Source organism: Nitratireductor mangrovi (assembly GCF_007922615.2).
Taxonomy (GTDB): Bacteria; Pseudomonadota; Alphaproteobacteria; order Rhizobiales; family Rhizobiaceae; genus Mangrovimarina; species Mangrovimarina mangrovi.
Map to the genome: position 1 here is coordinate 240,314 of NZ_CP042301.2, position 24,610 is coordinate 264,923.

The 24,610-nt window shown below is 66.2% G+C and carries 25 protein-coding genes; 17 read left to right on the top strand and 8 right to left on the bottom strand.

Features of this window, described 5'->3' with window-relative positions:
* Positions 1-20 precede the first annotated feature (20 nt).
* The 3 genes from FQ775_RS01085 (at position 21) to FQ775_RS01095 (ending at position 2,729) form a co-directional block, all read left to right on the top strand.
* Entirely contained in the window at positions 21-1,016 is a 996-nt protein-coding gene (locus tag FQ775_RS01085; protein ID WP_146299077.1) for a LysR family transcriptional regulator, read from the top strand.
* A gap of 132 nt (positions 1,017-1,148) precedes the next feature.
* Entirely contained in the window at positions 1,149-2,081 is a 933-nt protein-coding gene (locus FQ775_RS01090) for a 2-dehydro-3-deoxygalactonokinase (protein WP_246730240.1), read from the top strand.
* Positions 2,082-2,096: 15 nt separating this feature from the next.
* Positions 2,097-2,729 (top strand): 2-dehydro-3-deoxy-6-phosphogalactonate aldolase, encoded by a 633-nt coding sequence (locus FQ775_RS01095; RefSeq protein WP_146299078.1) that lies wholly within the window; start codon positions 2,097-2,099, stop codon positions 2,727-2,729.
* 37 nt (positions 2,730-2,766) lie between these two features.
* On the opposite strand, the gene mtnA is transcribed toward FQ775_RS01095, so the two are convergent.
* Positions 2,767-3,870: an S-methyl-5-thioribose-1-phosphate isomerase gene (gene mtnA, locus FQ775_RS01100; RefSeq protein WP_146299079.1), complete on the bottom strand. Its 1,104-nt coding sequence runs from the start codon at positions 3,868-3,870 to the stop codon at positions 2,767-2,769.
* The gene (gene mtnK, locus FQ775_RS01105) at positions 3,867-5,135 is read right to left on the bottom strand and encodes an S-methyl-5-thioribose kinase (RefSeq protein WP_146301890.1); all 1,269 of its coding nucleotides are present in this window, start codon (positions 5,133-5,135) and stop codon (positions 3,867-3,869) included. Before mtnK ends, mtnA begins: the two co-directional genes overlap by 4 nt.
* A 140-nt stretch (positions 5,136-5,275) precedes the next feature.
* On the opposite strand from mtnK, the gene FQ775_RS01110 reads away from it, so the two are divergent.
* Genes FQ775_RS01110 through FQ775_RS01120 form a run of 3 tightly spaced genes read left to right on the top strand, consistent with a single transcriptional unit; the run spans position 5,276 to position 8,953 of the window.
* Positions 5,276-6,787, top strand: coding sequence for a sugar ABC transporter ATP-binding protein (locus tag FQ775_RS01110; RefSeq protein WP_146299080.1), 1,512 nt, complete (start codon positions 5,276-5,278; stop codon positions 6,785-6,787).
* Positions 6,788-6,807: 20 nt separating this feature from the next.
* Positions 6,808-7,866, top strand: a complete 1,059-nt coding sequence (locus FQ775_RS01115; protein WP_246730241.1) for an ABC transporter permease — start codon at positions 6,808-6,810, stop codon at positions 7,864-7,866.
* A 34-nt stretch (positions 7,867-7,900) separates the two neighbouring features.
* Positions 7,901-8,953, top strand: a complete 1,053-nt coding sequence (locus tag FQ775_RS01120; protein ID WP_146299081.1) for a substrate-binding domain-containing protein — start codon at positions 7,901-7,903, stop codon at positions 8,951-8,953.
* 71 nt (positions 8,954-9,024) lie between these two features.
* Here FQ775_RS01120 and FQ775_RS01125 read toward each other — a convergent pair whose 3' ends face one another.
* Positions 9,025-10,002, bottom strand: a complete 978-nt coding sequence (locus FQ775_RS01125) for a sugar-binding transcriptional regulator (RefSeq protein WP_146299082.1) — start codon at positions 10,000-10,002, stop codon at positions 9,025-9,027.
* 184 nt (positions 10,003-10,186) lie between these two features.
* Between FQ775_RS01125 and FQ775_RS01130 the strand changes: the two genes are divergently transcribed.
* Positions 10,187-10,537 carry an ArsC family reductase gene (locus tag FQ775_RS01130; RefSeq protein WP_146299083.1) on the top strand — a complete coding sequence of 117 codons (351 nt, stop codon included), beginning with the start codon at positions 10,187-10,189 and terminating at the stop codon, positions 10,535-10,537.
* Here FQ775_RS01130 and FQ775_RS01135 read toward each other — a convergent pair.
* A complete protein-coding gene (locus tag FQ775_RS01135) occupies positions 10,513-11,427 on the bottom strand; it encodes a LysR substrate-binding domain-containing protein (RefSeq protein ID WP_146299084.1) in 915 nt (304 codons plus the stop codon). The two genes, FQ775_RS01130 and FQ775_RS01135, sit on opposite strands and share 25 nt — an antisense overlap.
* A 92-nt stretch (positions 11,428-11,519) precedes the next feature.
* Between FQ775_RS01135 and FQ775_RS01140 the strand changes: the two genes are divergently transcribed.
* The gene (locus tag FQ775_RS01140; protein ID WP_146299085.1) at positions 11,520-11,798 is read left to right on the top strand and encodes a hypothetical protein; all 279 of its coding nucleotides are present in this window, start codon (positions 11,520-11,522) and stop codon (positions 11,796-11,798) included.
* Here the strand turns inward: FQ775_RS01140 and FQ775_RS01145 are convergent.
* The 3 genes from FQ775_RS01145 to FQ775_RS01155 are packed head-to-tail and all read right to left on the bottom strand — an operon-like array spanning position 11,783 to position 13,273.
* Complete coding sequence (locus FQ775_RS01145) at positions 11,783-12,478, bottom strand: DUF899 domain-containing protein (protein WP_146299086.1); 696 nt, start codon at positions 12,476-12,478, stop codon at positions 11,783-11,785. The genes FQ775_RS01140 and FQ775_RS01145 overlap by 16 nt on opposite strands.
* A gap of 29 nt (positions 12,479-12,507) precedes the next feature.
* Positions 12,508-12,954, bottom strand: a complete 447-nt coding sequence (locus FQ775_RS01150; protein WP_146299087.1) for an SRPBCC family protein — start codon at positions 12,952-12,954, stop codon at positions 12,508-12,510.
* On the bottom strand, positions 12,938-13,273 hold the full coding sequence (locus tag FQ775_RS01155) for an ArsR/SmtB family transcription factor (protein ID WP_146299088.1): 336 nt from the start codon (positions 13,271-13,273) through the stop codon (positions 12,938-12,940). Before FQ775_RS01155 ends, FQ775_RS01150 begins: the two co-directional genes overlap by 17 nt.
* Positions 13,274-13,568: 295 nt before the next feature.
* On the opposite strand from FQ775_RS01155, the gene FQ775_RS01160 reads away from it, so the two are divergent.
* The 3 genes from FQ775_RS01160 (at position 13,569) to sbmA (ending at position 17,924) form a co-directional block, all read left to right on the top strand.
* A complete protein-coding gene (locus FQ775_RS01160; protein ID WP_146299089.1) occupies positions 13,569-15,182 on the top strand; it encodes a BCCT family transporter in 1,614 nt (537 codons plus the stop codon).
* A 93-nt stretch (positions 15,183-15,275) separates the two neighbouring features.
* Entirely contained in the window at positions 15,276-16,454 is a 1,179-nt protein-coding gene (locus FQ775_RS01165) for a YbfB/YjiJ family MFS transporter (protein WP_146299090.1), read from the top strand.
* Positions 16,455-16,631: 177 nt separating this feature from the next.
* Complete coding sequence (sbmA, locus tag FQ775_RS01170) at positions 16,632-17,924, top strand: peptide antibiotic transporter SbmA (protein ID WP_146299091.1); 1,293 nt, start codon at positions 16,632-16,634, stop codon at positions 17,922-17,924.
* 6 nt (positions 17,925-17,930) lie between these two features.
* Here the strand turns inward: sbmA and FQ775_RS01175 are convergent, their stop codons facing one another.
* Positions 17,931-18,920 carry a polysaccharide deacetylase family protein gene (locus FQ775_RS01175; protein ID WP_146299092.1) on the bottom strand — a complete coding sequence of 330 codons (990 nt, stop codon included), beginning with the start codon at positions 18,918-18,920 and terminating at the stop codon, positions 17,931-17,933.
* Positions 18,921-19,054: 134 nt separating this feature from the next.
* On the opposite strand from FQ775_RS01175, the gene FQ775_RS01180 reads away from it, so the two are divergent.
* The 6 genes from FQ775_RS01180 to FQ775_RS01205 all read left to right on the top strand — a co-directional run bounded on the left by FQ775_RS01180 (position 19,055) and on the right by FQ775_RS01205 (position 24,585).
* Positions 19,055-19,627: an NnrU family protein gene (locus FQ775_RS01180; RefSeq protein ID WP_146299093.1), complete on the top strand. Its 573-nt coding sequence runs from the start codon at positions 19,055-19,057 to the stop codon at positions 19,625-19,627.
* 109 nt (positions 19,628-19,736) lie between these two features.
* Positions 19,737-20,402: a tetratricopeptide repeat protein gene (locus tag FQ775_RS01185; protein WP_146299094.1), complete on the top strand. Its 666-nt coding sequence runs from the start codon at positions 19,737-19,739 to the stop codon at positions 20,400-20,402.
* A gap of 10 nt (positions 20,403-20,412) precedes the next feature.
* Positions 20,413-21,843: a ribosome biogenesis GTPase Der gene (gene der / locus FQ775_RS01190; protein WP_146299095.1), complete on the top strand. Its 1,431-nt coding sequence runs from the start codon at positions 20,413-20,415 to the stop codon at positions 21,841-21,843.
* A 123-nt stretch (positions 21,844-21,966) separates the two neighbouring features.
* Positions 21,967-23,157 carry a cell wall hydrolase gene (locus FQ775_RS01195; protein ID WP_146299096.1) on the top strand — a complete coding sequence of 397 codons (1,191 nt, stop codon included), beginning with the start codon at positions 21,967-21,969 and terminating at the stop codon, positions 23,155-23,157.
* 291 nt (positions 23,158-23,448) lie between these two features.
* A complete protein-coding gene (locus FQ775_RS01200; RefSeq protein ID WP_246730242.1) occupies positions 23,449-23,796 on the top strand; it encodes an AtpZ/AtpI family protein in 348 nt (115 codons plus the stop codon).
* Between the two features lie 39 nt (positions 23,797-23,835).
* Entirely contained in the window at positions 23,836-24,585 is a 750-nt protein-coding gene (locus FQ775_RS01205) for a F0F1 ATP synthase subunit A (protein WP_146299098.1), read from the top strand.
* Positions 24,586-24,610: the final 25 nt, after the last annotated feature.

Consider the following 24,610-nt stretch of genomic DNA (forward strand, 5'->3'; position numbering starts at 1 on the left):
GGACGGAGGAAAGAGCGCCCATGGACGAGCCGGTCCAGACGGGAACCACATCGCCACGCCGCGACGAACTGATCCGCAAGGGTTTCAAGATTGCCCATCTGCGGCTCATCTGCGCGCTCAGGGAGACCGGCCAGATGAGTGCGGCGGCGGCGCAGCTGGCGATCTCGCAGCCCGCGGCCTCGCGACTCGCCGCCGATCTCGAGCGCATTGTCGGCGTTCCGCTCCACCTCCGCCACGCACGCGGGGTGGAGCTGACGCCGTATGGCGAAAGGCTGGCGGCGCGCGCCGAAATGATGCTGCAGGGCCTCGATGACACGGCGCGCGAACTGAGCGAACTCGAACGCGGCAACCAGGGCACGGTGGCGATCGGCTCGGTCACCGGACCGGCCATCGACCTCGTCCTGCCGGTGGTCAGGCACGCCCGCGTCACCCGCCCGCTCATTTCGGTGACCCTGGTCGTCGACACCAGCGACAGGCTGGCCGAGGATCTGATGGCGGCGCGGGTCGATTTCTACATCGGGCGGCTGCTCGGCGATTTCGACCCCAAATCGTTTTCGCTGACCGAGATCGGCCCCGAACCGGTCAGCCTCATCGTGCGCACCGGCCATCCCCTCCTGCGCCAGCCCATCATCACCTTGCGCGACTGCGTCGCCTATGACTGGGTGCAGCAGGCGCGCGGCGGCCTGCTGCGCCGGAGCATGGAGAGCCAGCTGCTGGCACGTGGCATCCCGCTTCCGGAGAAGGTGCTGAGCACCTCGTCGCTGCTCCTCACGCTTGCCTATATCAGCCAGACCAACGCCATCGCACCGGTGGCGTCGGCCGCCGCCGACTTCTACCGCCGCGAGGAAGGGTTGGGCGGACGCATCGTCGCCTTGCCCGTCGATGACCGCATCGAGGTCGAGCCATACGCCCTGATCACGCATGCCGGCCGTCCCCTTTCGCCAGCTTCTCAGGTCCTGTTCGACATGGTGCGCGGCCAGATCGAGGCGCAGCGTGAGCGGGCGCGGGACGGGTAGGGGGAAGGCTGCCACCGTCCCGGCTTCCGGTGCGCGTACTGCTATGCCCGGCGCGTGACATCCCCGCCGCCATGTAGCCAAGCGCCGACGGGAAGGCTAAGGAGCGTCGGTTCCGAATGCGGGAGGCCGGCAGTGTCGGGAAAGAGGGCGAGTTTCGCGGGCGTCGACTGGGGCACGAGCCGCCTGCGGATCTGGATCATGGACGACGACGGTGGCGTGCTGGCCGAGCGGCACAGCGAGCGCGGCATGGCGACGGTCGCCGCCGGCGGTTTCGCCGATGTGCTGGAACAGGAACTCGCCGGGCTCGACGCCCCGCCGTCGCTGCCGGCCGTCATTTGCGGCATGGCCGGCGCCCGCCAGGGTTGGCGCGAAGTCCCCTATCTGGACCTGCCGGCACGGTTGGACAATCTCGCCAGGGGCGCCCTGGCCATCGACGGGGCGGCGCGGCCCGTCTACATCCTGCCCGGGCTGGCGCAATCGTCGCCCGAGGCCCCCGATGTCATGCGTGGCGAGGAGACGCAGATCGCCGGCGCGGCGTCGGTAGCGGCAGCGACTGCCGAGACGTTCTGCCTGCCGGGAACCCACTCGAAATGGGCGACAGTGTCGGATGGTGCGGTGACCGGCTTTTCGACCTACCTGACCGGCGAGATGTTTGCATTGCTGTGCGAACATTCGATCCTGCGGCACTCGGTCGGGTCAAGCCGCCAGGTCGCCGCCGACAATCCGGTCTTCCTCGACCGGCTGCGCGATACGCTGGCATCGCCGGACGTTTTGCTTTCGCGGCTCTTTTCCATCCGCGCCGCCGGCCTGCTCGCCGGCCTGTCGCAAACCGACGCCGCTGCCGCGCTCTCGGGGCATCTGATCGGCGCCGAGATCGCGGCCGTACAAGCGCGGCTGGCGGGTGACGGCAGCACGGTGGTGCTCGTCGCGAGCGGCGCCATCGTGCCGCTTTACGAAGCGGCGATGAACGCCGCCGATCTGCCCTATCGTCTCGTCGATGCGGAAACGGCCGTGCGTGCCGGGCTGCTCGACGCGGCGCGGACACTCCTGGCGCCCAAAGGCTGAAAGCGAAGGTAACCCATGTCCCCCACCGCTCCCTGGCCGAGCCTGCCCGTTGGCATCGTCGCAATCCTGCGGGGTATCAAGCCTCACGAAGCCCTGTCGGTTGGCGAGGCGCTGGTCGAAGCAGGGATTTCGGCGATCGAGGTGCCGCTCAACTCTCCCGAGCCGTTCAAGTCGATCGACGTGCTGGCGAAGCACCTGCCCGAAAACTGCCTGATCGGCGCCGGTACCGTGCTGACGGCGGAGAATGTCGACCGGCTTTGCGACGCCGGCGGGGAACTCCTTGTCAGTCCCAACATCGACGTCGACGTCATGCAAAGAGCCGCCGACCGGCGGCTGGTGACGATGCCCGGCGTGTTCACGCCCAGCGAGGCTTTGTCCGCCTTGCGCCTCGGTGCGACGGCACTGAAATTCTTCCCGGCCTCGGTGCTGCAGCCGGCCGGCATCAAGGCGATCCGTGCGGTGCTTCCGGCCGCCGCGCTGGTAGGCGCGGTCGGCGGCATTTCGGAACGGGATTTTGAAGCCTACCGCTCTGCCGGTGTGTCGGTGTTCGGCCTCGGAACGAGCCTTTACCAGCCCGGCTTCGATGCCGCGGAGGTTGGTCGCCGGGCGAGAAACGCAGTCACCGCCTGGCAGTCTCTTTCGGCGTAGCTGTCACCTTGGGTGCCGCTGCACGGCCACCGATGCATCAGGCCGCGGCAACCTTTTCCGGGAACAGCGCCTTGAGCCCGTCGGTCGAGGCCGCGGCGATGCCGCGTTCGGTGATGAGCCCGGTGACGAGCCGCGCCGGGGTGACGTCAAAGGCGGGGTTGGCGGCGGGTGTTGCCTCCGGCGAGATGCGCACCTGGCGGACTTCGCCATCGGCGTCGCGTCCCCAGACCAGGGAGACCTCCTCGTCGGCACGTTCCTCGATCGGCACGTCCCTGAGCCCGTCCGAGATCGTCCAGTCAATGGTGGGCGAGGGCAGGGCGACGTAGAAAGGCACCCCGTTGTCATGCGCGGCGAGCGCCTTCAGATAGGTGCCGATCTTGTTGCAGACGTCGCCATTGGCGGTCGTGCGGTCGGTGCCGACGATCACCATGTCGATAGCGCCGCGCTGCATCAGGTGGCCGCCGGCATTGTCGACGATCAGCGTGTGCGGCACGCCGTGGCCGGCCATCTCCCAGGCGGTGAGTTGTGCGCCCTGGTTCCTGGGCCGGGTCTCGTCGACATAGACGTGGACGGGGATGTTTTCCTCGCCTGCCAGGTAGATCGGCGAGGTGGCGGTGCCGTAGTCGACGGTGGCGAGCCAGCCGGCATTGCAGTGGGTGAGGATGTTGACCGGTTCGCCCGGCTTCTTGCGCCCAGCGATCTCGCGGATGACGGCAAGGCCGTTGCGGCCGATGCCGCGGTTGAGCTCGACATCCTCGTCGGCCAGCTCGCCGGCGCGCCGGTAGGCGGCAGCCGCGCGCTCGGCCTCCGGCAGCGGGCGCAGGAAGGAACGCATGCCGTCGAGCGCCCATTTCAGATTGATCGCCGTCGGGCGCGTGGCGTGAAGCCTTTCCCAGGTAGCGTCGAGGGCGGTGTCGGACGGGTCGGCACGCATGGCGAGCGCCATGCCATAGGCGGCGGTGACGCCGATCAGCGGCGCGCCGCGCACCCACATGTCGCGGATCGCGGTCGCGGTTGCTTTCACGTCGCGCAAGGTCTCGACGCGAAATTCGTGCGGCAGCCAGCGCTGGTCGATGATGTCGACCCCCCAGCCGTCCTCGTTCACCCAGATGGTGCGGAAATGACGATCTCCGACGTTCACGAGACGTCTCCTTTGTCGAGCATGGCCGCCAGGGCGTTGATTTCGTCGAGCGACTGGAGCCGATGCCGGTTCACGGCAAGGTGCCGTCCGAGTTTCAGGGCCCTGGCCTCGCAGGCGGCCCTCAGTTCCTGGTCGCCGATCTCCTCGAAATCGGCATTGTGCGCCAGGCCGAGGATGCGCCTGTGCATTTCGATGCCGGCATAGCCGAGCATGTCGGTCCATATATCATGAATCAGGCAGTTCAGTGCCTGCTCCGCCCCGAGAGGATCGCCCTGATCCTCGAACAGGCTGCGGTGATAGAGCATGCCGTTGCGTTCGGTGCGCCACAGATGGGCGAATTCGTCGCGAAAGACCTGCCAGGTCTCGACGATCACCGACAGCAGGAATTGCCGCATGTTGTCGCGCGGTTCCTCGCCTTGATGGCCGCGCTGGGAAAAGAACGACATCCAGTAGTTGGACAGCAGCATGCCGACGTCGAATGCGATCGGGCCGTAGAAAGCGAACTCGGGATCGATGACCCTGGTTTCGCCTTCGGTTACCATCACGGAGCCGGTGTGCAGGTCGCCATGCACCAGCGTTTCCGCGCTCGAGGCGAACCGGTGCTTGAGCCGCTGCGCCTCGACCTTGAGGTCGCGGTCGGCGCGCAGTTCCGCCACCAGCCCGTCGAGATGCGGCGTGTTGTGCTGGTTCAACGGTGCGGCGAAATAGGGGTCGGTGAAGACGAGGTTTTCGGTGATGTCGCACAGTTCGACATTGCCTGCGAACAGCGCCATGTCGGCCTTGCGCTCGCTCGCCTTCATCGCAAGGTCTGAGCCACGGAACAGCGTGCGCGCCATGAACAGGCCGAGATCGCGGGCGATGCGCGGCAATTGCCGGCCGGCGATCAGCGCCTTGCGCAGGATGATGTGCGGGCTCAGAAACTCCATCACGATCAGCGCCTGGGCTTCATCGAAATGGAAAATCTCGGGCACGCTGTCCGGCGCGCGCCGCGCCTGCCTCGTCAGCGCATGGTATTCGAAAAACGACCGCTTCAAGGGCAGCGGCCAGCTGTCGCCGACGAGCCGGACATAGGGCAGTGCCTGCTTGACGATGACGCTGCCGGCGCCGCCTTCAACGATGAAGACCAGATTGAGGTTGCCGTCGCCGACCTCGCGCACCTTCCATTGCGAGGGCTCGCCGCCCAGGCGCGTGTGCAATGCGTCGAGACCCCCAAGCCGCGCGCCAAGCGTTTCCACGTTCAGGGCCTCGAACGGACGATCCTGCATGCCGGCGGCCTCCTCCTCTATGCCGATCACTCTCATTGTCACGGGAGCTTGTCGGGGAGGCTAGGAACCGACCTGTCAAATGTCAAGCTTGTTGACATTTGATGGAGCACTCCGTAGCGTCCATCCTTCGGGAGGAATTGATGGCCGAGGACGCCGTCTTTCGCATTGCCGGCGTGACCAAGTCGTTCGGTCCCAACCAGGTCCTGGGCGGGATCGGTCTCGAGTTGCGTGCCGGCGAGGTGACGGTGCTGATGGGCGCCAACGGCGCCGGCAAGTCGACGCTGGTCAAGATCATGAGCGGCGTCTACCGCGCAGATCGCGGTATCATGATGCTGGCCGATGCGCCCTTTGCGCCGGCGACCCCTGCGGAGGCGATGCGCGCCGGCGTGGTCACCGTGCACCAGAACATCAATGACGGCGTGGTCGGTGCGCTGGACGTGGCCACCAATCTGACGCTCGACCGGTTGAGCGGCAGCGCGGCGCCGCTGTTTTTCAGCCGCCGCCGGGTGCGCCGCGAGGCGCGAGCCATCGCGGAGCGCATGGGGCTGGCGATCGACCTTTCGGCGAGCATTTCCGACCTGACGCTCGCCGACCGCCAGATGGTGGCCATCGCGCGCGCCATGTCGCACGAGCCGCGGGTGATGATCCTCGACGAGCCGACTGCGTCGCTGTCGAACAATGAGGCCGAACGGCTGTTTGCGCTGATCGATCGGTTGCGCGAGCGCGGGGTGGCGATCCTGTACATCTCGCACCGCATGTCCGACATCCGCCGCCTCGCCGACCGCATTGTCAGCCTGCGCGACGGTGCCATTGCCGGCACCTTCGATGCAAAGCCGCTCGACTATGAGGGCGCGGTCAACGCCATGCTCGGACAGGCCGTCGACCGGCGCGCCATCGAGGCCCGCACGGGGACCCGGCCGGTGTTTGCAGCCGAAGATATGCTGTTGACCGAAGGCGCATGTCCGTTCTCGCTCACCCTCGGCGCCGGGGAGGTGGTTGCCATCACCGGTCTTGTCGGGGTCGGCAAGACCGCGCTCGCCGAAACGCTGTTCGGGCTGCGCGCGCCGCTCGCCGGCCGCATGGAGCTTGCCGGCCGCCCCTATGCGCCGTCCAACCCGGGCTCGGCCATCGAGCGCGGCGTGTTCCTCGTTGCCAAGGACCGCGCGACGAGCGGCATCGTGCCCGACTTCAACATCTACGAGAATATGAGCCTGCCGTTCCTCGAACGGCTGTCGCGGCTGGGCGTCGCGAGGCGTGGCCACGAGCGGCGGCTGGCGCGCGACCAGGTGCGTGATCTCGGCATTGTCTGCCGCAGCGAGCGTGACGACCTCGCAACGCTGTCCGGGGGCAACCAGCAGAAGGTGACCGTCGGCCGCTGGCTGTCGCAACCCTGCCATCTTCTGCTGCTGGACGAGCCGTTCCAGGGCGTCGACATTGCCGCGCGGCGAGACATTGCCGCCAAGCTGAGAGCAAGCGCCGACAGCCGCGCGACGCTGCTGTTTCTGACCGAACTTGACGAGGCGATGGAGACCGCCGACCGCATCCTGGTCATGTCGGAGCACACCATCATCGGCGAGCATCGCAACGGCGCCATCGACATCGACCAGCTGCTGGCCGAGGTGGCAGGTCGCGAGCAGGCGCGGGCGCATTGAGCGGAGGGGCGAAACAGGACATGGACGCACGCACGGAGCACAAGGAGGACCGCGAGACACCGCCGGACCTGCCGCGCGAGCGCTCCTCGGCGCGCGACCTTGCCATCCGCTACGGCTTCCTCGCCTTGCTGCTTGGCCTGATCATCTTCTTCTCCGCCTTCACCCGCGGTTTTGCCTCGCCGCAGGCGGCCGTCTTCATCCTGCAGTCGGTGTCGATCACCGGGATTCTGGCGCTCGGCGTGACCGCGACCCTGGTCGTCGGCGGCTTCGACCTGTCGATCGGCTCGATCGCCACCAGCGCCATGATGGCGGCGGCCTACGTGATGGTGGTGTGGGAGCAAGGGGCGCTCGTGGCCGTGCTCGCCTGCCTGGCGATCGGCGCGATCGTCGGCTTGGTCAACGGGCTGATCATCTGCTACATGCGTGTGCCTGACCTGCTGGCCACGCTCGGCATGATGTTCCTGCTGATCGGTCTGCAGCGCATCCCGACCGAGGGCCGCTCGATCGCCACCGGCATGACGCTGCCCGACGGCAGCACCGCCGAAGGCACGTTCAGCCCCGCCTTCCTGGCGCTCGGACGCCACCGCTTCGACCTGGTCATCGAGAACCTGGTTCCGGCCTCGGTCGTGGTGCTGATCGTGCTGGCGATCCTCATATGGTTCTTCCTCGAATACACCCGCTTCGGGCGCATGATGTACGCCGTCGGCTCGAACGCGCGCGCGGCCGAGTACGCCGGCGCCCCGGTCAAGGCATACAAGATCTGGGCCTATGTCATTTCCGGGGTCTTTGCCTCGATCGGCGGCATCCTGCTCGCGGCCCGCCTCGGCCGGGGCGACATCGCGTCAGGCACCAACCTTTTGCTCGATTCCGTCGCCGCCGCGCTCATCGGCTTTGCCGTGCTCGGCGCCGCCAAGCCGAACGCCTTCGGCACCGCGATCGGGGCGCTTTTCGTCGGCGTGCTCCTGCAGGGGCTGACCATGATGAACGTGCCTTATTACACGCAGGATTTCATCAAGGGCGCCGTGCTCGTCATCGCCCTGATCTTCACCTTCGCGCTGCTCGGTCGCAGCACTCGCTAGTCACCAGCCTGACAGGAAAACAGTGGAGGAAAACATGGACATTTCACGCAGGATCTTCGGCAAGCTCGCCGTCGCGCTCGCCGGAGCGACGATGCTCGTCCCGGCCGCGTTGGCCCAGGACAAGCCGGCGCCGTTCGACAATCCCGGCGACGTCGAGATCGCGCTGGTGCGCTATCTCTCGACCGGCGACTTCTTCCAGGCCTATCTCTCCGGCGTCGAGAAGCAGGCCGCCGCCCTCGGCGTCAATCTGCGCGTGCTCGACAGCCGCCAGGACGCCGCGCTCCAGGCCGACATGGTCGACCAGGCGATCGCGCTCGGGGTTGACGGCATCATCATCCAGCACGGCCTGACGGAATCGATGAAGGCCGCCGCGCAGCGCGCCGTCGATGCCGGCATCAAGGTGGTCGCGTTCGACGTGAATGTCGAAAACGAGGCCATCCCGCAGGTCGAGCAGTCGGACCGCGACCTCGCCCGTCTCGCACTCGAGCAGGCGATCAAGGACAATGGCGAGGCATGGAAGGCGGGTTACGTCTATGTTGCCGGCATCGCGCCGCTCGACCGCCGCGACGAGACCTGGCGCGCCTTCAAGGAGAAATATCCGGGCATCGAGGAAGTGGCGCAGTTCGGCACGCTCGACAATCCGATCGCCAACTCGGTCGCAAACCAGGCGCGCTCCGTGGTCTCGGCCAATCCCGACATCCAGGTCATGTTCGCGCCCTATGACGAGTTCGCCAAGGGCGTGAAGATCGCCGTCGACGAGGCCGGTCTCTCCGACAGCATCAAGATCTACTCGGCCGACGTTTCTACCGCCGACATCTCCGCGATGCGCGAGCCGGGCAGCGCCTGGGTGGCGACGGCTGCGACCAACCCGGCCGTTGTCGGCGAGGTCAGCGTGCGTTCGCTCGCCATGCTGCTTGCCGGCGAGGATCCGGGCAGGAACGTCATCGTGCCGCCGACGCTGATCACGCAGAAGGCGCTCAATGACGGCGACATCAAGAACATGGAGGAACTGGCCGCCAAGCTGCCGCAGTTCGCCCATGCCGACGTCGCGGTGCCGGGCTGGATGCCGCTGCCGCCGCGCGACTGACCGGCGGGCCTATCGAGAAAGGGCGGCTCGCGGGCCGCCCTTTTTGTTGAGGGTTGTTGCCGGTGTATCGCTCAGCCCGGTCCGGCCGCTATCGCGGCCTCGCTGGCCGGGAGATCGGCCAGCAGCCGGTCGGCGATCGCCGCACTGGCCACCAGATGGGTGCAGAAGCCGCCGGCGAAGGCGGCGCGCAGCGGCTCCACCTTGGCTTCCTCCTGCACGACGACGAGGCGCCTGGGGATCGCCTTGATCGAGGCGAGGTCGGCCGAGATCACCCGGTGATTGTAGTCGCATTCGAGAAGCGAGCCATCGGCGGAGATGATCTGGCCGGCGATGACACCGGTCGCGCCCTGCTCCTTGAGCGAACGCAGTTCCTGGAAATTCAGCGCGCCGCATTTGATGACGTGGCTGTCGGCGTCGAGCGAGCCGACAGAAAACAGCGCCAGGTCGCAGGACCCGATCCCGTCGAGCTGCTCGCGGATCACCGGCTCCTCGCGCAGTTCGCGCGCCAGCCGCTCCGAGCTCAGCACCAACGGCGCGTAGAAATTGAGACCCTTGGCGTTGACGCGCCGGGCGATCTCCATCGTGCACTGGTCGGGACGGTAGGAGTAGGGCGCGCCGAGATTGCCGCAGAGCTGCACCACGGTGACGCGCTCCAGGTCGGCATAGGACATGACGTCGGCCATGGCATAGACGGTGCGGCCCCAGGCGACGCCGACCTTGTCGCCATTGCCGATCATCTCGAGGAAGACGTTGGCCCCAAGCGTCGGCACTTCGTTGGCCGGGTCCGGCGCGAGCTCCTCGCGGCCGACGATCCACACCGCCTCGAGGCCGAAGGCGTCTTCGATCCGCCGCGCCATGACGTCGTGGCGGAAGAGATGGGTCGAGGTCGAGATGTTGACGATGCCGCTGTCGCGGGCCCGCCGGAGATAGAGCGCGACCGAGGCTCGCGAGATTTTCAGCCTTTGGGCGACCTCGTCCTGGCGCAGCCCGTGGGTGTAGTAGAGCCAGGCGGCCTTGTGTATGATCTGGTCGGTGGATCGGTAAGCCATCGCCCCTCCCGATCTCGACAATAGTCATCGTTGTTGAAAAAAGTCAAACGATGGCCTTGGCGTAGCATTCGCGGTTGCCGTTGCCGAACAGGCGCTTGCCCGACGCGGCCCCCAGAACCAGTCTTGCGCGACGGCTCTCTGCCCGACAGGATCGCGCCATCCGATTCCTGCCGCGAGGTCTCACTTGTCCGTCACGATCTATGGCATCAAGAACTGCGACACGATGAAGAAGGCGCGCGCCTGGCTGGAGGCGAGGGGCGTCGACTATCGCTTTCACGACTACCGGGCCGAGGGCCTCGACGCCGCGACGCTGGCCGGATGGAGCGACGCGCTCGGCTGGGAAAAATTGCTCAACAAGTCGAGCGCGACCTTTCGGGGCCTCGCCGATGCCGACAAGGGCGATCTCGACGGCAACAAGGCCGCCACGCTGATGCTGGCCGAGCCGACGATGATCAAGCGCCCCGTGCTCGACGTCGACGGCACCTATGCGGTCGGTTTTCGCGCCGACGTCTATGAGGCGCTTTTCTCCACCTGATCCGGCGGCTGCGCCGATACCACCTCGTCGCGGATCCAGTCGCGGAAGGCGCGCACCTTGCGCTGCGGCCGCGCGCCGGCCTCGGTGCACAGGAAATAGCCCAGCCCGGACGGAGCGCGTATGTCGAACGGCACCACCAATTGGCCGTTGGCAAGGGCGTCGCCGGCGAGCAGCTGCCAGGCCAGCATGACGCCGTTCCCGCAGATCGCGGCGTCGAGGCACAGCAGCGGATCGGAGAACCGCGCGCCGGGTTTGAGGCTGACCGGCTCGACGCCGGCGGCGGCGAACCATTGCTCCCAGCCGAACATCGCCGCTTCGTCCGTGATCACGGTGGCGGCCTTCAGGTCCGCGATCGTTTCGAGCCCGCGCGCCATCGCCGGCGTGCAGACCGGGAAGATGTCCTGCGGCATCAGCAACTCGCTGGCCGCGCCGGGCCAGTCGCCGTCGCCCAGACGGATCGCCACGTCGACATCCGATTGCGCCAGATCGCGGAGCCGGGTCGAGGTGTCGATGCGCACGAGGATGTCGGGGTGGCGGGAAAAGAGCCGGCTGAGCCGCGGGATCAGCCATTTGGCGGCGAAGGCGGGCGCGACAGAAACCACGAGGGTGCATTCGTCCTGACGCCGCGCAGTCTCGACCGCGCCGGCCAGTTCGGCAAAGCCGGCGCTGAGCCTTTCGAAGATGCGTGTGCCGAGTTCGGTCGGTTGGAGCCCGCGGCCCGAACGCACGAACAGCGCCCTGCCAAGCTGCTTCTCCGTGCGGTTGAGCTGCTGGCTGATCGCACTCGCCGAAACGCCGATCTCTTCGGCCGCAGCCTGAAGCGACCCCGTGCGCGCCACCGCCTCGACCGCGCGCAAGCCATTGAGATGGATCGTGTTGAGCGTCTTCATCAAGAAAAACTAAACTGTCGTCCCGGAACTCTTGATCGATTGCCCTTTGATTACAGCATATTGTCTCCAATGTCCCGATCATGGAGGCAAAAATGATAAAGCTTTTCTCCCTGCTCCTGCGGCTTGTCAGCGCCACCCGGGCCGGGGCGTCGAACAAAGGCGAAAACGTGCCGTGGCGAAACGATCCGCTGGCGCATCCCGCGCTTGAGCGCATGTCGATGCGCGAGCTCGCCGATCTGCCCTTCGATCGCCCCGCTTCTCCTGTTCGCAAAGACCACGCCGCGGCCCGCGGGGCCGGAAAAGACATGGGACTGGTCCGGCTCTGCGCAGTGACGGGCCAGTCCCCGCGCGCCTGTCAGGCAGCGTCGTAAAGGTCGTGCAGCTTGACCCACGCCATCGTGTAGTCGAGGCCGTCCTCCTGACGGCCCCTCGCGGTCATGTCGAGCAGCGCGTAGGCTGCGTTGAACGGTTCGAGGCCTCGGCCGTAGGTCGAATAGGTATGGAAGACGGCATCGCCCTCGCGAACGAACGCGCTCAGGCCCGGAAGCTCCTCCGCGCCCGACGTCTTGGCAGCGAAATTATAGGTAGCGTCCTGCTGGTCGCGACGGAACGAAACGCCGAAGTCGAAATTGAAGTCGGAGCCCTGCGACGAGGCCCAGGGGAACGACCAGCCCATGCGCTGGCGAAAGGCGAGCAACGTCATGAGCGGTGCGCGAGAGACCGCGGTCAGCCGCGTGTCGCGCTGACGCAGATGGGCGACGGCCCCATCGAAGCTGTCGGCCCAGAACGAGCAGCTCTTGCAGCCGACCTCCCAGTCCGGCGCATACATGAAATGATAGACCAGAAGTTGCGAACAGCCGTCGAAAAGCCCCGCCAGCGATTTCGCACCCGCCTCAGTCTCGAACGCATACGCCTTTTCGATGCGCACCCAGGGCAGGGCGCGGCGTTCGGCGGCAAGCGCATCCCGCTCGCGGGTCAGTTGCTTTTCGCGTGCCAGCAACGCCTTGCGGGCTGCCAGCCATTCCTCTCTGCTTGCGACGGGGTGGGGCATTGAAACCTCCTGCGTTTGCTTGCGTCGGGCTATGAGGCGAACAGCTTTTCGAGGTCGTTGAAGCTCGAACCCCAGCCCATACGGTGATTGTCGCGGTGTTCGGTGGTTGCGAAGCGCTGCTGGAGCAGCCGCATGCGCGTGCCTTCCGCGACCGCCTCGAAAGTCACCTCGACGACTGTTTCATGCCCGCGCGAGCCGTCTTCCTGTGTCCAGGCCCAGCTGAAAGCCAGCCGGTGCGGCCTTTCGACGGCGGTGTAGACCCCTGATACGACCATTTCGCCGTTGGATGTCCGCATCGTCGTCGTCCAGTTTCCGCCGGCGCGCGGGTCGAGGTCGCAATGTGGCGTGGTGACGCCTTCAGGTCCCCACCACCGAACGAGCTGTGCCGGGTCGATCCAGGCGTCGAACACCGCCTCGGGCGTCGCCGGGATCGTCCGGCTGATCTCCAGCGCGCGGTCGTCAGTCGTCTGCGGCATCGTGCCCCTCGTCGTTGGCGAACATCTTCTCCAGGCGGTCGAACGAGCCGTTCCAGAAGGCGCGGCCGCGTTCCATCCAATCCTCGATCTCGGCAAAACCGTCGCGGCGCGCGCGGAAAACCCGGAACTGGCGCTGCGTGCGCCGCTCGATGAAACCGGCATCTTCCAGCACCTTGAGGTGGCGCGAGATCGCCGGCTTGGAAATGTCGAACGGCGCCGCGATTTCGCCTGCCGTCAAGTCGCCTGACTGCAACAAACGCTCCACGATTGCGAGCCGGGTCGGGTCGGCGAGTGCGCCGAAGACGGCATGTATGCCCATGATCGAATCCTTTTATTTAACAAAAACATAAAATAAAGAAGCCGTCAAGATTTCGAGGATCCGGGAGTAGGAACGGCGATCTTTGGGTCCGGAATCTCCAAAAACCCGTTGGACAAGTCGGTGACGCCTTTGAAACATCGGGCAAAATTCGATTATGGTTGGTTTTCGTCCCTATCGGGCCCGGCACGCCGACACGGTGTGCCGTTCGTTTCGCGAAACGCTTCGCCCGACAATGCAAACGATCCAGCAGCCGCGAACATGCGGAGATGCCGGGCGGACAACGAGGGAGAAACCAATGTCCGATATCGAGGCGAACAACGGATTCGAGGACCATGGACTCGAGCCTGGGCAGGACAATGTCCGTGTCCTTGGGCTCGACGTCCACAATCCCGTATTCTTCGTGTCGGCGGTGACAATTGTCGCTTTCGTCATCATCACGCTGATCTTCAAGGAGCAGGCCGGGTCGGTGCTCGGCGGCCTGCGCACCTGGCTGACCACCACCTTCGACTGGCTGTTCATGCTGTCGGCCAACATCTTCGTGCTGTTTTGCCTGCTGCTCATCGTGACACCGGTGGGCTCGGTGCGGCTGGGCGGCGCCGATGCGGTGCCCGAATATTCCTATTCCGGCTGGTTCGCGATGCTGTTCGCCGCAGGCATGGGTATCGGCCTGATGTTCTTCGGCGTGCTCGAACCGATGTACCACTTCAACAACCCGCCGCTCGGCGTCGCACCCCCGCTCGCCGACGGCGAGTTCGTGGCCGAGAACATCGAGGCGGCGCGCGAGGCTGGCATGGCCGCGACGATCTTCCACTGGGGCCTGCACCCCTGGGCGATCTACGCCATCGTCGCCTTGTCCCTGTCGCTGGCTGCCTACAACAAGGGCCTGCCGCTTTCGATCCGCTCCGCCTTCTACCCGATCTTCGGGGAAGCGGTGCGTGGCTGGGTCGGCCATGTCATCGATACGATGGCAGTCTTTGCGACGCTGTTCGGCCTTGCGACCTCGCTCGGCTTCGGCGCCTCGCAGGCGCTCGCGGGCCTGAACGAGCTTTATGGCGTGCCCAACACCGACACGGCCAAGGTGGTCCTGATCCTGCTGATCACGGCCGCCGCGCTGGTCTCGGTGGTTGCCGGCCTCGATGCCGGGGTGAAGCGGCTTTCCGAGATCAACATGGTGCTGGCCCTGCTGCTGCTGGCGTTCGTCATCGCGATCGGCCCGACGCTGGTCATCATCTCCGGCTTCTTTGCCAACAGCTGGGTCTACCTGAAGAGCCTGCCGGAGCTTTCGAACTGGATCGGCCGGGAGGATGCCAGCTTCATGCATGGCTGGACGACCTTCTACTGGGCGTGGTGGATATCCTGGTCGCCCTTTGTCGGCATGTTCATCGCCCGCGTCTCGCGCGGCCGCACGGTACGCGAATTCATTACCTGCGTGCTGATCATCCCGACGCTGGTCTCCATCCTGTGGATGACGACCTTCGGCGGAACGGCCCTCTATCAGCTGCTGTCTGAAGGCTACAACGGCGTCCAGCAGACTGTCGTGGATTACGTGCCTGAACTGTCGCTGTTCCGCATGCTGGCCGAGTTGCCGCTGGCGGCGATCACCTCGCTGATCGGCATCATCCTGGTGATCGTGTTCTTCGTCACCTCGTCCGACTCCGGCTCTCTGGTGATCGACACCATCACCGCCGGCGGCAAGATCGACGCGCCGGTCGCCCAGCGCGTGTTCTGGGCCATCTTCGAGGGGCTGGTTGCGATCGTGCTGCTGCTCGGTGGCGGTCTGGCGGCGCTGCAGGCTGGCGCGATCGCGACCGGGTTCCCGTTCGCGCTCCTGCTCCTGCTCATGGTCTGGGCCACCTGGCTGTGCCTGCGATCGGAAAAGAAGATCGCCGACACCGGCTCGGCCGGCTGATTGCCAACGGCGGGGCCGCGCCTTCGGGCGTGGCCCTGCCGAAGCTTTTTCTGCCCCATTGCCGGGGCCCCGCCGCGCGGCTACTGCGGCGCCATGCGCTCCGATTCCGCCCAGCCCCTGCGCTTTGCCATGGCCGGCCTGATCGGTATGGCGGCGGCGATGGGCATCGGCCGATTCGTCTTCACGCCGATCCTGCCGGGCATGATGGACGGGCTTGGCCTTGACGCATCCGAGGCCGGCCTCATCGCCTCCGCCAACTATCTCGGCTATCTCCTCGGCGCCATCATTGCCGCGGGTGGTTGGGCGCATGGCCGTGAGCGGCCGGTCATGCTGGCCGGCCTCGGCGCCAACGCCGTCCTGCTCGGCCTGATGGCCGTCGCCGACGGCCTTGCCGCGTTTCTGGCGATCCGGTTCCTTGCCGGGCTCGCAAGCGCCTTTCTGATGATCTTCCTGAGCGCCATCGTCTTCAGCCGGCTCGCGGCGGCTGGGCGCAACGGGCTGCAGGCACTGCATTTCGGCGGTGTCGGCTTCGGCATCTGCGTTTCGGCCCTCATCACCGGCGGCCTGTTCGCCTCCGGGCACGGCTGGCGGGCGCCGTGGCTCATTGCCTCGCTGGTGGCGACGGTGGCGTTCCTGGCGGTCTTGCCACTTGCGCGCGGCGGCCCGTTGTTCGCCGCCGGGGCGGGGCGCGAGCCGCCTTTGCCGAAGAGCCCGGCGCTGAGGCGCATCATTCTGGCCTACGGCCTGTTCGGCGCCGGCTATATCGTCACCGCCACCTTTCTGGTGGCGATCGTCCGCCAGGAAGGCTCGGGTCCGGTGTCCGAGGCAATGGTGTGGCTGGTGACAGGTCTGGCGGGCATCCCGTCGGTATGGCTTTGGGGCAAGCTCGCACGGCGCTGGTCGCTGACTGCGGCCTTCGCCGCCGGCTGCCTCGTGGAGGCGGCAGGCATCGCCGCCAGCGTGGGTCTGCCGAGCCCGCTCGGGCCACTTCTTGGCGGCGCGCTACTCGGCGGCACCTTCATAGCGGTGACCGCGCTCGGACTTCAGGCCGGCCGGCAACTGGCTTCGCTGGCGCCCCGCCGCGCGCTGGCGCTGATGACGGCGGCTTTCGGCATTGGCCAGATCCTCGGGCCGATCGGCGCCGGCTATCTCGCCGACTGGACCGGCAGCTTCGTCGCCCCCTCTCTCGCCGCCGCACTCATCCTGCTCGCAAGCAGCCTGATCGGCTGGTCGGCGGGCCGCGACAGCGCCGAGGCGAGGGGCGAGCGGTAGGCCGGGCGGCCCGCCTGCCGCATTCGTGATCGTTGTCCCCTGCAAAGTGAGCGCGCCCGTGCGCTGGAGCCGTGCCTGCGGCTTGTTGCCGGCCCGATTGCCGAATAGCGTTCGGCTTCGCCTTTCCCGACCGGGCCGCCTGCCACGCCCGATCTCCCAACCTCGAGGACGCAGCCGGTGTTTGTCTCGTTCTTTCCCAAGCCGAAGCTACTGTTCACCTCCGCTGCGCTGTGGGCGCTGTTCGGTGTGCTCTTCTGGTACTTCTTCGCGAAAGACGCCGGCGGCTGGCTGAGCCTGGGCGGATGGTTCGGCTACGGCTTTCCCGCCGAACTCGGCGCCGAGGCGGACGATGCGGCCCGCGCCGCCTTCGAGCAGGCTCGGTCGGGCGCGCTCGAATTCTGGTTCTATCAGTATTTCATCGCCATCCTGGCCATCTTCATCGGCTTCTGGATGGTCTATTCCCCGCACCCCTGGCAGCGTTGGTCGCTGGCGGGCTCGGCGCTGATCCTGTTCGTCAACTGGTTCCTCGTCCAGCTCGACGTGATGATCAACGAATGGTTCGGCACCTTCTACGACATGGTGCAAAAGGCGCTCGGTACCCCGAACTCGGTCTCGGCGACAGACTACTACTGGCAGGTCGCGACCTTCCTTCAGATCGCTCTCGTCTACGTTTTCGTCGCCTCGCTGTTCCGCTTCTTCGTCTCGCATTTCATCTTCCGCTGGCGCACGGCGATGAACGAATATTACATGCAGCACTGGCCCCGGCTCCGCCACATCGAGGGTGCCGCGCAGCGTGTGCAGGAAGACACGATGCGCTTCGCCACGATCAGCGAAAACCTCGGCGTCAGCTTCGTCGATGCGATCATGACGCTGATCGCGTTCCTGCCGCTGCTGTGGGGACTGTCGGCCAATGTGACGGAACTGCCGATCATCGGCGAGGTCAGCCAGGGGCTGGTCTTCGTGGTAATCCTTTGGTCGATCTTCGGCACGGCGCTGGTCGCACTCGCCGGGATCAGGCTGCCGGGGCTCGAATTCCGCAACCAGCGCGTCGAGGCGGCCTACCGCAAGGAGCTCGTCTACGGCGAAGACCATGCCGAGCGCGCCCAGCCGCAGACGGTGGTCGAGCTCTTCGCAGACATCCGCAAGAACTATTTCCGCCTCTACCTCAACTATCTCTATTTCAATCTGGTGCGCATCTTCTACCTGCAGATCGGCGTGATGGTGCCCTACATCGCGCTCGCTCCGACCATCGTCAGCGGCACGATCACGCTCGGCGTCATGCAGCAGATCATCCGCGCCTTCCAGCGGGTGGAGAACTCCTTCCAGTACCTGATCAATTCCTGGTCGACGATCGTGGAACTGATGTCGGTCTACAAGCGCCTGAAGGCGTTCGAAACGACGCTGGAGGGCGAGCCGCTGCCCGAGATCGAGCAGGAATACCTTGCGCGCCAGGGCGGCACGCCAGGGTAGGTTGGGCTAGCCGCCGGCGGTGGCCGGCGGGGTCGCGTCGAGATCGTCGACCAGTTCGCGGTAGCTGATGCAGCGCACGTCAGGCCTGATACAGGTCTCGCGGGCAAAGCGCTCCAACGCGCGCCAATAGGCGCCGCCATTCATCAGCGTGAAGTGGAAGCCGATCTGCAGCGGAACGCGCTTGCCGTCATATTGCCGCCGGAAGGCATCGGTGAAAGCCTGGTAGGTCCGTTCCTCGAAGCGGCCGTCGCGGTCGGGGTTCTCGATGCCGGCGGAATGGCGCACGAAGAGATTGTAGTCCATGGCGATGATGCGCCGCGCCTTTGGCCCTTCCGGGATCAGCGGCAGGGCAAAATTCCACAGCCCGCCCTTACCTGACGGCATCTCGGGACCGCGCGACACCGCGCTGGCGTCATAGGCGAGGCCTTCCGCGGCAAGCGCCCTGCCGAGGGCGGCATTGACCGACAGATAGGGCGCGCGGAAACCGGTTATGCCGGTCTCGGCGAAAGCGCGCCAGCCAGCCGGCTCCGGTGAAATCCCGTTGATCGCGTAGGCGTCGCGCAGGATCGTCCGGAACTGCGCGAACTCGGCGCTCCAGTCGACCTCGCTCCAGCCCTTGCCGTCGAAATGACCGCAGCCATGGCTCGCGATCTCATGGCCCTCGGCGCGGGCCGCGACGATCTCACCCAGCCTTTCGGCGACCTCTTCCTTCGATGCCGCGAAACCGACATTGGAGCGGCCGGCCTTGTGCCCGGGGGCCCGGTAGCGCTCCCTGGTCTCCGGCGAGAGCAGAAAGACACAGGAGAGGAAATAGGTGAAGCGCGCCCCGGTTTCCGCCGCGAGCGCGCGGCTGCGCTTCCATTGCGCGATGTCATGCGCGCCGTCGAAGGAGATCACCACCACCTGCGGCCGCTTTTCCGCGCCCGCGGACGCGGCCGGCTGGAAGAGAATCAGTAAGGATGAGATGCAGGCGAACAGGCGGGAAAAACGCGGCATGAACAAAGGCGACTCGTTGCGGGCGCCCGTTGGTGGCCGGCGAATGTGGCAGCTCTGCGGAACCGGACGACAGACCAGGTTTTCAACGCGCCGCCGCCGCGATAGGTTCTGCCGCGTCGAGACGCGAGGTGCGCATGCTTATCTTGATCGTCGGCCTGATCCTTTTCCTCGGAGTTCACTCTGTCCGCATCCTGGCGCCCGCCTGGAGCACCGAACGCGCGTCGTCGATGGGCAAGGGGCCCTGGCGCGGCATCTATTCGCTGGTGTCGATCGTCGGCTTCGTGCTGATCATCTGGGGCTACGGGATGGCCTGGGCGTCCGCGCCCGTTCTCTACGAACCTCCGGTATGGCTGAAGCATCTGGCAGCGCTGCTGATGCTCTTCGCCATGATCGCCATCATGGTCTTCGCGGTGCCGGCGGGACGGCTGAAGCCGGCGCTGAAGCACCCGATGCTGGTCGCGGTGAAGCTGTGGGCGCTGGCGCATCTGATGGCCAATGGCGACCTCGCCTCCATCGTCCTGTTCGGCGCCTTTCTCATCTGGGCGGTGGCCGATCGCATTTCGGTCAAGCGTCGCGTCGCGGCCATTCCGGCCGACGGTCCGGTGCGCAACGACGTCATCGCGGTGGCCGCCGGCCTGATCCTCTATGTGCTTTTCGTCTGGAAGCTGCATCTGTGGCTGTTCGGCGTGCCGCCGCTCGCCGCCTGAGCGCATTGCCGGCGAAATTTGCCGCCACGCCTTCCATAAGCCGGAATTTTCGCTAAAAGGCGTCCGCAGGGCGTGCCATCGGCGCGCCCGGGCAACCGGTTGAGTTTTCATGTCCGACGACAGTTTCATCAGAGAGGTTTCCGAGGAGCTCCGCCAGGATCAGGCGAAGGCACTGTGGGATCGCTACGGCTGGATCGCCATCGGCGCGGCCGTGATCGTGGTTGTGGTCACGGCGGGCGTCGTCGGCTGGAACTACTGGACCACGGCGCAGGCCAACCGGTCGGGCGACGCGTTTTCCCAGGCGCTCGGACTGGCTTCGGAAGGCAGGAACGACGAGGCGATCGCCGCCCTCGAACAGCTCGAGCAGGACGGCTATGGCTCCTACCCGGTTCTGGCCCGCCTGCGCGCCGCGACCGTGATGGCCGAAAAGGGCGACATCGACGAAGCGGTCGCGGCCTTCGACGCCGCTGCGACCGACAGTTCGGTGCCGGCCGCGATCCGCGACATGGCGCGGCTGCGGGCCGCGCTGCTTCTGGTCGACCACGGCGAATACGAGGAGGTCTCGGCGCGCGTGGAAACGCTGACCGCCGACACCAACACGCTGCGCCACACCGCTCGCGAGGCGCTTGGGCTTGCAGCCTGGAAGCAGGGTCGGCCCGCGGACGCACTGGCGCTGTTCGATCAGGTCGCCGACGACAGCGAGGCACCGCGCAATGCGCGCGAGCGCGCCACGCTGATGGCCGAGCTCATCCGCGGCTCGGGCGACGCGTCCTGACCGACCACCGATGAGCTTCACCGTCGCCATCGTCGGCCGGCCCAATGTCGGCAAGTCGACGCTGTTCAACCGGCTTGCGGGACGCAAGCTGGCGCTTGTCGACGACACTCCGGGGGTGACACGTGACCGCCGCGTCCACGACGCGCGGCTGTTCGACCTGCGCTTCCAGGTGGTCGATACCGCAGGTTTCGAGGATGTCACCGACGATTCGCTCGAGGGCCGCATGAGAGCCCAGACCGAGCAGGCGATCGCCGAGGCCGACCTGATCCTGTTCATGGTCGATGCCAAGGCCGGCGTCACGCCGAGCGACGAGGCATTTTCGCGCGTCGCGCGGCGGTCGGGCAAGCCGATCGTGCTGATTGCCAACAAGGCCGAGGCGCGCGGCGCGCAAGCCGGCATGCACGAGGCCTGGGGGCTGGGGCTCGGCGAGCCGGTGCCGATTTCGGCCGAACATGGCGAAGGCCTGCCCGATCTGAGAGAGGCGATCATCGCCGCGCTCGGAGAGGAGCGGGCGCTGCCGGAAGAGGATGATGATGCTCCGGCCGGCGAAGAGGCCCTGGTCGGCGAGGACATAGCCGACCCCGACGCCGAGGACGTGCCCGCATATGATGCGTCCAGGCCGATGCGCATTGCCGTCGTTGGTCGGCCGAATGCTGGCAAATCCACGCTGATCAACGCCCTGATCGGCGAGGAACGGCTGCTGACCGGGCCGGAGGCCGGCATCACCCGCGATTCGATCTCGGTCGACTGGGTCTGGCGCGACCGCAAGCTGAAGCTCTTCGACACGGCCGGCATGCGCCGCAAGGCGCGCGTTCAGGAAAAGCTCGAAAAGCTGTCTGTTGCCGACGGGCTGCGGGCGATCCGCTTCGCCGAGGTGGTGATCGTGGTCCTCGATGCGACGATCCCGTTCGAAAAGCAGGACCTTCAGATCGCCGACCTGATCGCGCGCGAGGGCAGGGCGCCGGTGATCGCCTTCAACAAATGGGATCTGATCGAGCATCCGCAGGAACTGCTCGCCGAACTGCGCGAAAGGACAGAGCGTCTTCTGCCCCAGGTTCGCGGTCTGCGCGCCGTGCCGGTGTCGGCTGAAACCGGGCGCGGCCTCGACAAGCTGATGGAGGCAGTGGTTGCCACCCACGAGGTCTGGAACCGGCGTGTTTCGACCGGCCGCCTCAACCGCTGGCTCGAGGGCGTGCTTGCTCATCACCCGCCGCCGGCGGTCGCCGGCCGCAGGCTGAAGATCAAATATCTGACCCAGGTGAAGACGCGGCCCCCCGGCTTCGTCGTCTCGTGCTCGCGCCCCGACGCGATGCCGTCGTCTTATGTGCGCTATCTCGTGAACGGCCTGCGCGAGACCTTCGACATGCCGGGCGTTCCGATCCGCGTCATGTTGCGCGCGCCCGACAATCCCTATGCCGGCCGCGCCCGCCGGAAAAAATGACGCAGCCGCAATGAGGCCGAATACGGGCGGCATTTTCGCCGCATTGGCGCCGTTAACCCTCCATCAACGATAAATCCGCACACTCTTAGAAATTCTGTTCGAGTGGCGTTCTGGAGAGTTCCGGTGCTTCGAAAGACGGTTTCGCGGCGGCCTGCCGCCGCGGTACGGGGGTCTAACTTCCTTTCATCTCTTCTCGTCGGCGCCGCGATCTTCCTCGGCTTCCCGACGGTTGCCGCCTATCAGGACATGGCGAGCTACGTCGCCGGCCTCGACAGGGCCGGCGATCGCTGGAACGCGGTGATCGAACGCTCGGTCGCAGGCTCTGTACACGAAGCCGAGATGCCGTTTGTCGACCGGACCGTGACCGGGACCATCTCCGGCTCCGGCATCAAGTCGGACCGTCTCGGCTCTGTCGCCTTCAAGAGCAAGCACGGCGCGGCCAACGAGGTTCCTGACGAAGAGCGCGTCAACCGCAAGGAAAAGCGTGGCCGGCTGATGAATGTCGCGCCGGTTGCCCCGCCCAAGGCCTTCAACGCCGGTTCGGTGTTCGAGCGCACCAGCATGATCGTGCGTCCGGAGGTCGAGCCGAAGCTTGCGATGGCCTTCGACGAACCGCGCATCCGGGGCCAGGAAGTCACGATCGCGGCCGCGTTTCACCGGCGCGCGGATCGCAAGCCCGACCCGGGCGTGCCGGCGATGCTGGCGAGCCTCGTGACCAACAACAAGGCCGACATCCTGGCCACGGCCTATGCGCCGCCGGAACCGGACTATGCCCGCAAGTCACCCTTTGCGAGCCTGCTCGGCGAGGATGAGGAAGAAGACGAGAACGGCGGACGCTTCATCCCGCCGCTGGCCTCCGGCGACCATCAATGGATGGGTCAGCCGCTGCCGGCGGCCGTGTTTTCTCAGGACGAGCAACGCTGCCTCGCCGCCGGCGTCTATTTCGAGGCACGTGGCGAAAGCCTGAAAGGCCAGGCTGCCGTCGCCCAGGTCATTCTCAACCGGGTGCGCAATCCAACCTATCCGAACTCGATCTGCGGCGTGGTCTACCAGAACGATCACTGGCGCAATCGCTGTCAGTTCTCTTTTGCTTGCGACGGCATTCGCGACCGCATTGCCAGCCCGCGCCATTGGTCGGCCGCGCAGCATATCGCCATGGCGGTGACCGCCGGCAAGATTTTCATTCCCGAGGTCGGTTCCTCGACCCACTACCACGCGACCTATGTGCGCCCGCGCTGGGCGCGCGCGATGGAGAAGATGAAGAAGATCGGCCTGCACGTCTTCTATCGCACGCATGGCGGCGGCTGGAACTGAGCCGGCATGCCGGCGGCCTGCCGACACGCCTGAGCCGCCGATTCCGTTGCTGGCGCCGAGTTCGCTGCGCGGACGTAGTGTCGCACCTGGCTAAATATCTGAAATAAAAGCATAAAGTGCCAACGCCCGCCCGGTCTGCTTCGGCTTGACTGTGTGATGCGCCCTCACTATGGTGCGCCCGACTTTGGAGCGGGCAATCCGGCCGGGATTGCGCGGGCATGGGTCGCGAAGACGGGCGTCCGACGTCCGGCGAGACCCGCGGAAAACGGCCCGTGCAGGAATCCTGAAAAGATGGCGCGCGAGGACGATCTGGATCGCAGGCGAAGGGAACTGGAGGCAGCGCTTTCGGCGCGCCGTCCCGAGCCGAGTGACGAGGGGAAATCCGCTGGGTCGGGCAGCATGGCCGGTGCCGCCAACGCGCTGAAGCTTTCCAGCGAGTTTATCGCGGGAATCGTGGTCGGGGCGGTCATCGGCTGGGTAATTGACAAGCTGGCGGGGACGTCGCCTTTTGGTCTTGTCGTGTTCCTGCTGCTTGGCTTCTGTGCCGGAGTTCTCAACGCCCTGCGTTCGACGGGGCAGTTGGCCGAATTCGGGTCGCGCCGGTCCAGGTCGGACGGCGACGGAACCGAAAAGAAGTGACCGGCGCCGCGGGCGCCAACAGGAAGGCGGGGTAAACAGGTGGCCAACGATCCCATCCACCAGTTCCACATCAGCAAGCTGGTCCCGATCGAGATCGGCGGCCTCGACTTCTCGTTCACCAACTCGTCGGCGTTCATGGTCGCGACCGTCGTTGCGGCCGGCGCGTTCCTGTTTCTGAGCACGGCAAGCCGCGGCCTCGTGCCGGGCCGCATGCAGTCGGTGGCGGAGATGGCCTACGAATTCGTGGCCAACATGCTGCGCGACGCGGCGGGCTCGCAGGGCATGCGCTTCTTCCCGTTCGTGTTCTCGCTCTTCGTCTTCGTGCTGGTCGCCAATCTTTTCGGCATGTTCCCGTATTTCTTCACGGTCACCAGCCACATCATCGTCACCTTCGCGCTGGCCATCCTCGTGATCGGCACGGTCATCGTCTACGGCTTCTGGAAGCACGGTCTCGGCTTCCTGCACCTGTTCGTGCCCAGCGGCGTGCCCGGCGTGCTGCTGCCGCTCGTCGTGGCGATCGAGGTGATCTCGTTCCTGTCGCGCCCGGTCAGCCTCTCGGTGCGTCTGTTCGCCAACATGCTGGCCGGTCACATTACCCTGAAGGTTTTCGCCGGCTTCGTTACCTCGCTCACCGCCTACGGCGTCGCGGGTGTCGCCGGCGCCGTGCTGCCGCTCGGCATGACGGTCGCGCTGACCGGCCTCGAATTCCTCGTCGCGTTCCTGCAGGCCTATGTCTTTGCCGTCCTGACCTGCATGTACCTCAACGACGCGCTTCACCCCGGACACTAGGGCTGGCCGGAAGCGGCGCCCTCAA

Bases quoted from the DNA above. Each gene is read 5' to 3' on its own strand.
- FQ775_RS01085 (WP_146299077.1), top strand. From the start codon at position 21: ATGGACGAGCCGGTCCAGACGGGAACCACATCGCCACGCCGCGACGAA.
- FQ775_RS01095 (WP_146299078.1), top strand. From the start codon at position 2,097: ATGTCCCCCACCGCTCCCTGGCCGAGCCTGCCCGTTGGCATCGTCGCA.
- mtnK (WP_146301890.1), bottom strand. From the start codon at position 5,135: ATGCAGGATCGTCCGTTCGAGGCCCTGAACGTGGAAACGCTTGGCGCG.
- FQ775_RS01110 (WP_146299080.1), top strand. From the start codon at position 5,276: ATGGCCGAGGACGCCGTCTTTCGCATTGCCGGCGTGACCAAGTCGTTC.
- FQ775_RS01115 (WP_246730241.1), top strand. From the start codon at position 6,808: ATGGACGCACGCACGGAGCACAAGGAGGACCGCGAGACACCGCCGGAC.
- FQ775_RS01120 (WP_146299081.1), top strand. From the start codon at position 7,901: ATGGACATTTCACGCAGGATCTTCGGCAAGCTCGCCGTCGCGCTCGCC.
- FQ775_RS01125 (WP_146299082.1), bottom strand. From the start codon at position 10,002: ATGGCTTACCGATCCACCGACCAGATCATACACAAGGCCGCCTGGCTC.
- FQ775_RS01135 (WP_146299084.1), bottom strand. From the start codon at position 11,427: ATGAAGACGCTCAACACGATCCATCTCAATGGCTTGCGCGCGGTCGAG.
- FQ775_RS01140 (WP_146299085.1), top strand. From the start codon at position 11,520: ATGATAAAGCTTTTCTCCCTGCTCCTGCGGCTTGTCAGCGCCACCCGG.
- FQ775_RS01145 (WP_146299086.1), bottom strand. From the start codon at position 12,478: ATGCCCCACCCCGTCGCAAGCAGAGAGGAATGGCTGGCAGCCCGCAAG.
- FQ775_RS01150 (WP_146299087.1), bottom strand. From the start codon at position 12,954: ATGCCGCAGACGACTGACGACCGCGCGCTGGAGATCAGCCGGACGATC.
- FQ775_RS01155 (WP_146299088.1), bottom strand. From the start codon at position 13,273: ATGGGCATACATGCCGTCTTCGGCGCACTCGCCGACCCGACCCGGCTC.
- FQ775_RS01160 (WP_146299089.1), top strand. From the start codon at position 13,569: ATGTCCGATATCGAGGCGAACAACGGATTCGAGGACCATGGACTCGAG.
- FQ775_RS01165 (WP_146299090.1), top strand. From the start codon at position 15,276: ATGCGCTCCGATTCCGCCCAGCCCCTGCGCTTTGCCATGGCCGGCCTG.
- FQ775_RS01175 (WP_146299092.1), bottom strand. From the start codon at position 18,920: ATGCCGCGTTTTTCCCGCCTGTTCGCCTGCATCTCATCCTTACTGATT.
- FQ775_RS01180 (WP_146299093.1), top strand. From the start codon at position 19,055: ATGCTTATCTTGATCGTCGGCCTGATCCTTTTCCTCGGAGTTCACTCT.
- FQ775_RS01185 (WP_146299094.1), top strand. From the start codon at position 19,737: ATGTCCGACGACAGTTTCATCAGAGAGGTTTCCGAGGAGCTCCGCCAG.
- der (WP_146299095.1), top strand. From the start codon at position 20,413: ATGAGCTTCACCGTCGCCATCGTCGGCCGGCCCAATGTCGGCAAGTCG.
- FQ775_RS01200 (WP_246730242.1), top strand. From the start codon at position 23,449: ATGGCGCGCGAGGACGATCTGGATCGCAGGCGAAGGGAACTGGAGGCA.